Source organism: Arthrobacter sp. Leaf141 (assembly GCF_001424565.1).
Classification (GTDB): Bacteria; Actinomycetota; Actinomycetes; order Actinomycetales; family Micrococcaceae; genus Arthrobacter.
The window spans coordinates 1-8,622 of record NZ_LMOL01000033.1; the positions used below are offsets into that span (position 1 = coordinate 1).

Annotated in this window: 9 protein-coding genes and 1 pseudogene; 5 read left to right on the plus strand and 5 right to left on the minus strand. The window is 67.6% G+C overall.

What is annotated here, in order from left to right:
* The 5 genes and pseudogenes from ASF72_RS16560 to ASF72_RS16580 form a co-directional block, all read right to left on the minus strand.
* Positions 1-291: pseudogene (locus ASF72_RS16560) on the minus strand (hypothetical protein); the annotation flags it as partial.
* A gap of 95 nt (positions 292-386) precedes the next feature.
* Complete coding sequence (locus ASF72_RS16565; RefSeq protein ID WP_056600687.1) at positions 387-2,072, minus strand: DUF885 domain-containing protein; 1,686 nt, start codon at positions 2,070-2,072, stop codon at positions 387-389.
* 111 nt (positions 2,073-2,183) lie between these two features.
* On the minus strand, positions 2,184-2,615 hold the full coding sequence (locus ASF72_RS16570) for a universal stress protein (RefSeq protein WP_050687659.1): 432 nt from the start codon (positions 2,613-2,615) through the stop codon (positions 2,184-2,186).
* Between the two features lie 54 nt (positions 2,616-2,669).
* The gene (locus tag ASF72_RS16575) at positions 2,670-2,906 is read right to left on the minus strand and encodes an acyl-CoA carboxylase subunit epsilon (protein ID WP_050687657.1); all 237 of its coding nucleotides are present in this window, start codon (positions 2,904-2,906) and stop codon (positions 2,670-2,672) included.
* A complete protein-coding gene (locus tag ASF72_RS16580) occupies positions 2,903-4,486 on the minus strand; it encodes an acyl-CoA carboxylase subunit beta (protein WP_050687655.1) in 1,584 nt (527 codons plus the stop codon). Before ASF72_RS16580 ends, ASF72_RS16575 begins: the two co-directional genes overlap by 4 nt.
* 225 nt (positions 4,487-4,711) lie before the next feature.
* On the opposite strand from ASF72_RS16580, the gene ASF72_RS16585 reads away from it, so the two are divergent.
* The 5 genes from ASF72_RS16585 to ASF72_RS20430 all read left to right on the plus strand — a co-directional run.
* Complete coding sequence (locus tag ASF72_RS16585) at positions 4,712-5,599, plus strand: SDR family oxidoreductase (protein WP_056600688.1); 888 nt, start codon at positions 4,712-4,714, stop codon at positions 5,597-5,599.
* Positions 5,600-5,704: 105 nt separating this feature from the next.
* Positions 5,705-6,613 (plus strand): biotin--[acetyl-CoA-carboxylase] ligase, encoded by a 909-nt coding sequence (locus ASF72_RS16590; protein WP_056600690.1) that lies wholly within the window; start codon positions 5,705-5,707, stop codon positions 6,611-6,613.
* Positions 6,606-7,205 (plus strand): PH domain-containing protein, encoded by a 600-nt coding sequence (locus ASF72_RS16595; RefSeq protein ID WP_056600692.1) that lies wholly within the window; start codon positions 6,606-6,608, stop codon positions 7,203-7,205. Before ASF72_RS16590 ends, ASF72_RS16595 begins: the two co-directional genes overlap by 8 nt.
* Positions 7,195-8,313, plus strand: coding sequence for an adenylate/guanylate cyclase domain-containing protein (locus tag ASF72_RS16600; protein ID WP_056600694.1), 1,119 nt, complete (start codon positions 7,195-7,197; stop codon positions 8,311-8,313). Before ASF72_RS16595 ends, ASF72_RS16600 begins: the two co-directional genes overlap by 11 nt.
* Positions 8,314-8,427: 114 nt before the next feature.
* Positions 8,428-8,622: hypothetical protein (locus ASF72_RS20430; RefSeq protein WP_157371030.1), on the plus strand; the 195-nt coding region annotated here is incomplete at its 3' end.

The following is an 8,622-nucleotide window of genomic DNA, read 5'->3' on the forward strand; positions in this document are numbered from 1 at the left end:
GGCGGGCACCCCGGCCCCGGCCTGGCGCTGCCGTTCGAGGTGGTCAAAGGCGATGCTAAGGCGCGCCTGCGCCGCGGCCGCAGCGGATTTCAGGTCCTCCAACCCACGGATCTGGTCAATCAGGCCCGCACCCGTGGTGGCCGGCCGCAAGGACCGCACCCCGGCCACCAAATCCTGCACCCCGGCGGCCAGGTCCTCCACCCCGGCGGCCAGGTCCTGCACCCCGGCGAGGCTGAAGGCGGCGGTGCGTGCCGCCGTCGTCAGCTTCATTGGTTCCGGAAGGACCTCCATAGCCCAAGTATTCCAGCACCCTACGACATTTCCGCGGGCCCCCAAACGCACCCAAAACCAGGAAACACCGGCCCGGAAAAAGGAAATGAAGGGGACTAGTCGAGAAGTGCCCGGCGCAGGGTGTCGAGCCCCACGGAGCCCACGTTCAGGGCCCGGGTGTGGAATTCCTTCAGGTCAAAACCGGGCCGGGTTTCAAGTTCGGCGCGGATCTGCTCCCACAGGCGCTGGCCCACCTTGTAGGAAGGGGCCTGGCCCGGCCAGCCGAGGTAGCGGGCAAACTCGAAGTTCAACTGGCCCTCGCTGATGGGCAGGTTTTCCTTCAGGAAGGCGTAGCCTTTGTCCGCGGTCCACGTGCCTGAGCCCCAGCGCGCGGGGATTTCGAGCTCCAGGTGGACGCCGATATCGAAGACCACGCGGGCGGCACGCATCCGCTGCATGTCCAGCATGCCCATGTGGTCGCCAGGGTCCGAAAGGTAGCCGAGTTCCTGCATCAGCTTCTCCGCGTACAGGGCCCAGCCTTCGCCGTGCCCGGACGTCCAGCACACGTTGCGGCGCCACTTGTTCAGCAGTTCCCGGCGGTAGGTGGCGGTGGCAACCTGCAGGTGGTGCCCGGGCACCCCTTCGTGGAAAACGGTGGTGGTTTCGGCCCAAGTGGTGAAGGTGTCCTCGCCGGCCGGAACGGACCACCACATGCGTCCAGGGCGGCTGAAGTCATCGGAGGGGCCGGTGTAGTAGATGCCGCCTTCGTCGGTCGGGGCGATGAGGCACTCGAGTTCCTTCATCACCTCCGGAATATCGAAGTGGACGCCGGCCAGGTCCGCGATGGCCTTGTCCGAGAGCTCCTGCATCCACGCCTGCAGCGCGGCGGTGCCTTTGAGTTGCCGCGCCGGATCGTTGTTGAGGATTTCCTTGGCTTCGGCAACGGTGGCGCCCGCTTTGATGGTGCCCGCCACCTGCTCCTGCTGGCTGATCAGGCTGTCCAGTTCGGCAACGCCCCAGGCGTACGTTTCTTCGAGGTCAACGGTGGCGCCCAGGAAGGAGCGCGAAGCGAGGGCGTACCGGGCCCTTCCCACGGCGTCTTTCTCCGGCGCAGCGGGTAGCAGTTCCGTGGTGAGGAATTCCGCAAGGCCCAGGTAGGCGCGGCCGGCGGCGGCAGCCCCGGCGTCGAGCTTTTCCTGGGTTTCCGCCGGAAGCGGACCGTCAGCGGTATGCGCCCCGGCAGCCAGCTTGGCGAAAAACCCGTCCGCTGCGGCGTAACGCGAGGCCTGTTCGACGACGATCCGCACCTGCCGTGCCGCGGCAACCAGTCCGGCGTCGCGGGCCTGCCGCAGGGATTCGATGTAGCCCGCGATCGCAGCGGGAACGTTGTGGGCGCGGCCGGCGATGTGTTCCCAGTCCTGCACGGTCTCCGTGGCCATCAGGTCGAAGATGGCGCGGATATCCTGGGCGGGGGAGGCGATGTTGTTGAGGTCGGCGTACTCCCACCCCGACGCGTGGATCAGCAGCTGCAGGCCCAGCCGCTCCCGCATGGCGTCGAGGGTGACGGCGTCAACGTCGTCCACCGGTTCCAGGCCCGCCAGTTCAGCCAGCGCCTCGCGGGCGGCCGCAGCGAAAGCGGCGATGCCGGCGGGGGAGAAGTCCTGGTATTCCGTTTCATGTCCGGGCACGCCGAGGGTGGTGGCGAAGGATGGATTAAGCCGGATGAGGGTATCCGTGTACCTGTCGGCGACGGCGTCGATGCTGGTGTGCGGGCGGGCGGCAGGGGTGGTCTCTGTAGTCACCCTCCGAGACTAGCCGGATCGGCGCTGGCGAAACAGGAATCCGCGCCGGGCCTTCGCGGTCCGATCATGGAAGGACCGTACGCCCCGCCCGGCTCCCGCGGCCGGTCAAGTTCACAACGCGGCCCGGGCGGCATGGACAACCAACACCGGGCACTCGGCGTGGGCAACGCAGGCGGAACTTACCGAGCCGAGCAGCAAGCCGCCGAAGCCACCGTGACCGCGCCTGCCGACCACCAGCATGCCGGCGTCCTTGCCCGCGGACAAAAGGACCTGTCGGGCATCACCGTTCACCAGGCGGGTGCGCAGGTTTGGTGGCGGCGGGTTACCGAACGCGGCCACCACAGCGTCGTTGAGCGTGAGCCGGGCCTTTTCCTCGAAATGGCTGATCCCCATGACGGCATGGCCCTGCGCCATCTGCGGCGCGAGCCAGCAGGCCACGGCATGGACCTCAACATCCATCGCGGCGGCCAGCCGGTGCCCATGCTGGAGGGCTGCAACCGACGCAGGCGAGCCGTCCACGCCGACAACCACTGCAGTACCCATGCTGCTGAGCCTACACACGCTGCCGGGCGCATAATAGGGCCCCGGCCCATTGATTCAGCCGCGGCTGCGGCGCCACGCGCCGGGCCCGGGAGTGGGCGCCAGCCGCAGCTGGTGCCGGCGCACCCAGGTGCGTGCAGCCGGTTCGCTGGGCCGCTCCGGTCCGGCAGCGGCCAGGGAAAGGACGACGGCGGTCAGCGCCGCCAGCTCTTCGGCGTCCGGATTGCCCTTCACCACGGAAAGCAGGGGTTCGGCGGGTGCCGGGGTGCCGTCCCCGCTGGCGCCGCCGGTCACAGCGGGATGTTCCCGTGCTTCTTGGCGGGCAGGCTGGCCCGCTTGTCCCGCAGGGCGCGCAGGCCCCGGATGATCTGCAGCCGGGTGTCCGAGGGGGCGATCACGGCGTCCACATACCCGAGCTGGGCGGCCTGGTACGGGTTGAGGAGTTCCTCCTCGTACTGCTGGATTACTTCGGCGCGGCGGGCTTCAACGTCGCCCCCGGCTTCAGCCACACCGGCCAGGTCGCGGCGGTAGAGGATGTTCACGGCGCCCTGGGCCCCCATCACGCCGATCTGCGCGGTGGGCCAGGCCAGGTTGAGGTCCGCGCCGAGCTTCTTGGAGCCCATCACGATGTACGCGCCGCCGTAGGCCTTGCGGGTGATGACGGTGAGCTTGGGGACAGTGGCTTCGGCGTAGGCGTACAGGAGCTTGGCGCCGCGGCGGATGATGCCCTGGAACTCCTGGTCCTTGCCGGGCAGGAAGCCGGGGACGTCCACCAGCGTGATGATGGGAATGTTGAAGGCGTCGCAGTGCCGGACAAAGCGGGCGGCCTTCTCGGAGGCGGCGATATCCAGGGTGCCGGCAAACTGCAGCGGCTGGTTGGCAACGATGCCCACCGTGTGGCCTTCCACCCTGCCGTAGCCGATCATGACGTTGGGGGCGTACAGGGCCTGCATCTCCAGGAAGTGCCCGTCGTCAACGATCTGCCCGACGACGGTGCGCATGTCGTAGGGCTGGTTGGCGGAGTCCGGGACCAGCGTGTCGAGGGCGAGGTCGTCGTCGTCGATTTCCAGTTCCTGCTGGTGCTCCTGGACGGGAGCTTCGGCGAGGTTGTTCGACGGCAGGAAATCAAGGAGTTCGCGGACAAACTCGACGGCGTCCGCTTCGTCCGAGGCAAGGTAAGTGGAGGTGCCGGTGGTGGCGTTGTGCTGGCGGGCACCGCCGAGGGTTTCCATGTCCACGTCCTCGCCGGTGACGGTCTTGATCACGTCCGGGCCGGTGATGAACATGTGCGAGGTCTTGTCCACCATCACCACGTAGTCGGTCAGGGCCGGGGAGTAGGCGGCGCCGCCGGCGGACGGGCCCATGATCAGCGAGATCTGCGGGACCACCCCGGAGGCGTGCACATTGTTGCGGAAGATATCGGCGAACATGGCCAGCGAGGCCACCCCTTCCTGGATGCGGGCGCCGCCGCCGTCCAGGATGCCCACCACGGGGCAGCCGTTGCGCAGCGCGAACTCCTGCACCTTGACGATCTTCTCGCCATTGACCTGGCTCAACGAACCGCCGTACACGGAGAAGTCCTGGCTGTAGACGGCCACCAGGCGGCCATCCACCGTGCCGTAGCCGGAAACCAGGCCATCGCCCAGGGGCTTCTTCTTTTCCATCCCGAACGCGGTGGAGCGGTGCACGGCCAGCGCATCAAACTCCACAAAGGAGTCCTCGTCCAGCAGCAGCCCGATGCGTTCACGGGCCGTGTTTTTGCCCCTCGCATGCTGCTTCTCGATGGCCTCGGGGCCGGAGGGCTGTTCGGCACGGGCCTGGCGGTCACGGAAATCGGCGATCTTTCCCGCTGTCGTTGTCAGATCGTGGCTCATCAAGTGTCTCCGGCTCTGTTGCAGATTGGTTCTGTGGCGCAGTGCGTTGCTGGCGGGTTCCGGCTGGTGCTGCTTAAGTAGCTTCCGCACAAAGAACGGACCCTGCAGGCAAGTCTAATGAGGGTCTGGGCGCCTGCAGCTGTAGGGAACCTACAATTTTCTGCCGCGCCTCCACCCGCAACGCCTTGTTACTCGCCGGTAACTTAGTTGGGTTACAGTGGATTCATGACTTCGAGCGACGACGCTTCCCCCGCCTTTGCCAGCCCCTACCAGGCCACCGGATCGCTGCGGGGCCGGACCATCCTGATCTCCGGTGGGAGCCGTGGGATCGGCCTGGCCATCGCGGGCCGGGCCGCCGCTGACGGCGCCAACATCGTCCTGCTGGCCAAGACCGGGGAGCCGCACCCCAAACTTGCCGGCACGGTGTTTACTGCCGCGCAGCAGCTGGTGGACGTCGGCGGCCAGGCGCTGCCTTTGGTGGGTGATGTCCGCCAGGATCAGGACGTTGCCCGGGCCGTCGCAGCCGCGGAGGAACGCTTTGGCGGGATCGACATTGTTATTAACAACGCCTCCGCAATCGACCTGTCCAGGACGGATGCGGTGGACATGAAAAAGTACGACCTGATGCAGGACATCAACGTCCGCGGCACGTTCCTGCTGTCCAAGCTCGCCCTGCCGGCCCTGCGCAGTTCCGGTGCCGGCCAGATCCTGACCCTGTCGCCGCCCCTGAACCTCGACCCCCACTGGGCCGGGAGGCACCTGGCCTACACCATGGCCAAGTACGGCATGAGCCTGACCACGCTGGGACTCGCCGAGGAGCTCAAGGCTGATGGCATCAGCGTGAACTCGTTGTGGCCATGCACCCTGATCGACACGGCAGCCATCCGGAACATGCCCCACGGCGAGGCAATGGTCCGGTCCGCCCGCGGCCCGCAGATCATGGCCGACGCCGCACATGCCCTGCTCACAGGGGCACACCTCCAGGCCGGCGTCGTGTCCAGCGGGAACTTCCATACCGACGAGGAGATCCTCGCGGCGGCGGGCGTCACGGACTTCCGGCCCTACAGCATGGGCGCTGACGAGCACAGTCTGGTCCCCGATATCTTCCTCTAGGACGCCGCCCTGATTCCCCCGGAACCTGCCGCCGGGAATCCTTTGGCCTGCCGGCCGGCAGGGAAACCGCAGGCGGCGGGCGGCGCCAGTCGGTAGGATTCAGGCATGGTTGATGCACATAATTCCGGCAGCCCCCTGAACCGGCGGGACCTGGCAGAGCCGCAGTTCCTGGCCGCCGCCGGCATTTCGAGGATCGACGTGGTGGATTCCACCGGTTCCACCAACGCCGACCTCCTCCGGGCCGCTGGCGTCGACCCCGGCCACTGGCCGGACCTTTCGGTCCTGACCGCCGAATACCAGACCGCCGCCCGGGGCCGCCTGGACCGGCAGTGGGAAACGCCGCCGCTCAGCTCCGTGTCCGTGTCGCTGGTGCTCCGGCCCGTCAACGCCGACGGCAGGCCGCTGCCCACCCAGAGCTACTCCTGGCTTTCCCTGATCGCCGCCCTGGCGCTGCGGGAAATGCTGCAGGAGACGGCAGGCCTGGCCGCCGAATTGAAATGGCCCAACGACGTCCTGGTGGGCGGCCGGAAAATCGCCGGCATCCTGGCCCAGCTGGGCCCCATGACGGATGGGACAGTGCCTCCGGTGATCCTGGGTACCGGCCTGAACGTGACGCTGGGCCAGGACGAACTGCCCGTCCCTACCGCCACTTCCGTGCTGCTGGCCGACGGCACCACCACTGACCGGACCCTGCTGTTGAAGGGCTACCTCAAGCGCTTCGCCGTGCTCTACCGCCAGTTCTGCAATGCCGACGGCGATCCCACCGCCGGGATGGGCGGCGGGGCGTCCCTGCACAAACGGGTCGAGGCCAACATGGCCACCCTCGGCAAGCAGGTGCGCGCCCAGCTTCCCGGCGACCACGAGATCATTGGCCACGCATCCCGGCTGGACGAGTACGGGTCCCTGCTGGTGGTGGACCGGGACTCCCGGGAGCATGTGGTCACCGCCGGGGACGTGGTGCACCTGCGGCCCTGGCCCGCAGGGGACGGCTCCGGCACCGGCGGTTATGCGTAAGGAACTGCACCCGGGCGAGCAGGTCATTGTCTCCACCCGCCCGCAGCCGCGGAAACTCACCGGGGCCGCGGTGGCCTTCATCCTGGCGCCCGCCGTGGCCGCCTTCTGCGCCGCCTGGGTGGTCCGGGGCGGCGCCCGGCAGGTTGTGCCCGAACTGGACAGCCAATGGACGCCATGGCTGGTGGGCGCCTGCGTCCTGGCCGCGGCCTGGGTCTGGCTGGGCTACTGCCTGCCCCGGCTGCTCCGCTGGAAGCACACCCGCTACACCCTCACCAGCACCAGGATGGTGGCGCGGCACGGCCTGCTGAAACGGCACGACCAGCAAGTCAACCTTGCCAACGTCCGCAACGTGCGTGTCCACGAAACGCTGCTGCAACGACTCCTGCGCTCCGGGAATATATCCTTGGAAACCGGACAGCAAAGCGTGGCGACGTTCCAGGACGTCCCCGAGGTTGCCCGGTTCCGGGACTTCATCCTCGACGCGATCGGTGAACTCCCGGAAGACACTGGTCCCTGGCCGGGCGAAACAGTGGGCCATCCGGCCGGAGCAATGCCCTGGGACATGAGAGAAGGTGGACGCGATGAACGATGAGGACGAACAGGTTCCTGCCGTCGCACCCGCCGCAGCAGCCGACCCGCACCCTCCCACGGGCACCATGTCCGCGGAGCGCCTGGCCGTGAAAGCCCTGGAAGCCCGCCTGCTGGGCGGCGAACGCAAGCTCCGCCGTCGTGAGGTGGCCTCCGGCGCGGGATTGTCCCTGCTGTCCGCACGGAAACTCTGGCGCGCCCTCGGCTTCCCCAACTTTGGCGATGATGATGTCGCGTTCACCGAACGCGACCAGGCCGCGCTCTCCACCGTGGTGAACCTGGTGCGCTCCGGCATGCTCACCGAGGAAGCGGCGATTTCCGTCACCCGCGCCATCGGCCAGATGACCGACCGGATGGTGGTGTGGCAGATCGAGGCGCTGGTCGAGGACATGGTCCACGAACAGGGTGTCACCGATGCCGTGGCCCGCAAGCGCCTGGTCAACGAGCTTCCGGACATGGTCGACGCCCTCGAAGAGGTGCTGGTCTACTCCTGGCGCCGCCAGCTCAACGCCGGTGTGCAGCGCCTGGCCGTCCGCGCCGAAGCGGGGCTGCAGGCCAGCGAAGAAGGCCGCGAAGGCGATGAGGACGACGCGCCCCTGCCGCTGGCCCGCGCCGTGGGCTTTGCCGACCTGGTGTCCTACACCAGCCTGTCGCGCCGGATGAACGAGAAGACCCTGGCCCGCCTGGTGCAGCGGTTCGAAAACAAATGCGCCGAAATCATCTCCGTGGGCGGCGGCCGGCTGGTCAAGACCGTGGGCGACGAAGTCCTGTACATCGCCGAAACCCCGGCCGCGGGCGCGGAAATCTCACTGGCCCTGGCCGAGGCCCTGACGGAGGACGAAATCCTGCCCGAAGCGCGGGTGGCAATGGTCTGGGGCAGGATCCTGTCCAGGCTCGGCGACATCTACGGCCCCACCGTCAACCTCGCTGCCCGGCTCACCAGCCTTGCCGAACCGGGAACCGTCCTGGTGGATTCCATGACAGCCTCGGCGCTGGAAAACGACGAGCGCTTTGTGATGGTGGCGCAGCCGCCGGAAAACGTCCGCGGGTTCGGTGAGATCCGGCCCGTCCGGCTCACGCGAGGACTGGGCAAGGGCCTGATCCTGGACTGATTCCCGCTCCAAGCGGTTTATCCACTTGTTGGCTTTACGCGGTATATTTGTTGCGCCCCTGCGTCGTTATGCCCGAATCCGGCAAGGCGGGGACCAACCGGGGGGAACCTTTTTATGAGCCGCAGCGGACAACCACGCGCGCGCCGCACACCAGCCGCCGCCTTTAACCGTTTCCGCCGGTCCGCAGCCCTTCGCGGTACCGTCTTCGGCCTCGCCCTGGTGGCCCTTGTTGTTGGCGCCGTGGTGTATCCGGGGTTTAAAACCACTGAGGTGGAGTTGAACGACGGCGGTGTGTGGGTGGTGTCGAAG

Bases quoted from the DNA above. Each gene is read 5' to 3' on its own strand.
- ASF72_RS16580 (WP_050687655.1), bottom strand. From the start codon at position 4,486: ATGAGCCACGATCTGACAACGACAGCGGGAAAGATCGCCGATTTCCGT.
- ASF72_RS16585 (WP_056600688.1), top strand. From the start codon at position 4,712: ATGACTTCGAGCGACGACGCTTCCCCCGCCTTTGCCAGCCCCTACCAG.
- ASF72_RS16595 (WP_056600692.1), top strand. From the start codon at position 6,606: ATGCGTAAGGAACTGCACCCGGGCGAGCAGGTCATTGTCTCCACCCGC.
- ASF72_RS16600 (WP_056600694.1), top strand. From the start codon at position 7,195: ATGAACGATGAGGACGAACAGGTTCCTGCCGTCGCACCCGCCGCAGCA.
- ASF72_RS16590 (WP_056600690.1), top strand. From the start codon at position 5,705: ATGGTTGATGCACATAATTCCGGCAGCCCCCTGAACCGGCGGGACCTG.
- ASF72_RS16570 (WP_050687659.1), bottom strand. From the start codon at position 2,615: ATGGGTACTGCAGTGGTTGTCGGCGTGGACGGCTCGCCTGCGTCGGTT.